Genomic DNA, 1,469 nt, shown 5'->3' on the forward strand with positions numbered 1-1,469 from the left:
TTTAAATTCAGGAGAGTGGTTTCTACGTTTTCTAGTCATCATCTATTCCAATATTTTTGGTTACTATAAAAACAGAACAATCACTTAAAGTCATGTCCGAAAATTGGGGGCCAGTTCTGGGAAAATGATAGGCTCATCAGTTCATGTTGAATTTGATACTCGGGAAGAGTTAGATATGTGGCTCAGTGAAGATCCTTATGTAACCAACAATGTTTGGGAAAATATCGACATCAAGGAAGCGCGCCTTGTACCTGTAGAGCAGTATCAACTCTCTTAAACAGCCAATCACTCATCCGAAAAGGAAGATCATGAGAATATTCATTGTACTTGTAGCACTCGTATTTACAACTGTGAGCCACGCAAAATCAGAACGTTTTGTCTTAAAATCAGCAATATTAGATGAAAACCCGACTATTCAAGTCTCCCTACCAGACACTTATTCACTTTCTAACTCATCCACATACCCTGTTTTAGTGGTGCTTGATGGCTCAACACAGTTTCAACATATTGCCGCGGGTAACCAATTCTTAAGTACCTACGCAATTATGCCAGAAATGATAGTCGTATCGGTGAGTACCTTAAAAAGAATGACCTACTTTACGCCGACTGAACACAAGCAGTTTGTTGGCCGCTCTGGGAAGGCGCATTTATTTAAAGAATTTTTGGATAAAGAATTGCTTGCTAAGGTACATGAAAAATATCGAGTCGCCCCTTATTACATGATCACAGGCCACTCACTAGCAGGGTTATTTACAAGCTATTTAGCGCTGGAAAAAGACAGTCCATTCAATGCACATATTTCTATCAGTCCAAGTTTTTGGTGGGATGACCAAGCACTCGTAAAACATTATGCGACCTTGAAACCAGGCCATTTTACCTCTGTCAAACGTTGGTTTTTAAGTATGGCAAATGAGCCCGGTGAAATGATTGAGTCTTATCAAGCCATGCTCAACGAGCTCAACAGCCACAAGATAAACAATTTGTATTGGTTTACTAAACAATTTCCAGAAGACACACATGATAGTACCCCTTTGGTTGGCAATGCTACTGCCCTAAAAACGATTTTTAAAGATTGGAATGCAGTACCCGAAGTGGATGTGATGCCATTGAATGAGCTTCACAAATACTACAAATCAATCGTTGCTGGATATGATTACGAATTTAAACTTTCTCTACATCAGTACAATGTATATGGATTAAAAGCTGCCTATGAAGGAAAAACGCAATGGGGGGTTGAGATATTAGAGCAAGGTGTTAAAGACTTCTCTAAATCTGAAATCTTGTGGGATAGTTTAGCAACCGCGTATGAAATGGATAAAAAAATTGATCAAGCGCTTAAAGCCTCACAGCAGAGTCTGTAACTAATTTTGTGTAACTGCCTATCACAACATACTCTATTGAGAGTTAATGATAGGCAGATGCAAATGAACAAAAAAGAACTTGAAGCTTTCGCAAAGGAAGCGGCCAAA

General features: G+C 38.9%; 2 protein-coding genes. Both read left to right on the top strand.

Features of this window, described 5'->3' with window-relative positions; translation table 11 throughout:
• The first annotated feature begins 124 nt into the window (after nt 1-124).
• Nucleotides 125-277, top strand: coding sequence for a YciI family protein (locus HC733_RS22205; RefSeq protein ID WP_190367151.1), 153 nt, complete (start codon nt 125-127; stop codon nt 275-277).
• A 31-nt stretch (nt 278-308) separates the two neighbouring features.
• Nucleotides 309-1,361, top strand: a complete 1,053-nt coding sequence (locus tag HC733_RS22210; RefSeq protein ID WP_190367152.1) for an alpha/beta hydrolase — start codon at nt 309-311, stop codon at nt 1,359-1,361.
• Nucleotides 1,362-1,469: the final 108 nt, after the last annotated feature.

The organism is Pseudoalteromonas sp. S16_S37, from assembly GCF_014694405.1.
GTDB lineage: Bacteria > Pseudomonadota > Gammaproteobacteria > Enterobacterales > Alteromonadaceae > Pseudoalteromonas.

Bases quoted from the DNA above. Each gene is read 5' to 3' on its own strand.
- HC733_RS22210 (WP_190367152.1), top strand. From the start codon at position 309: ATGAGAATATTCATTGTACTTGTAGCACTCGTATTTACAACTGTGAGC.
- HC733_RS22205 (WP_190367151.1), top strand. From the start codon at position 125: ATGATAGGCTCATCAGTTCATGTTGAATTTGATACTCGGGAAGAGTTA.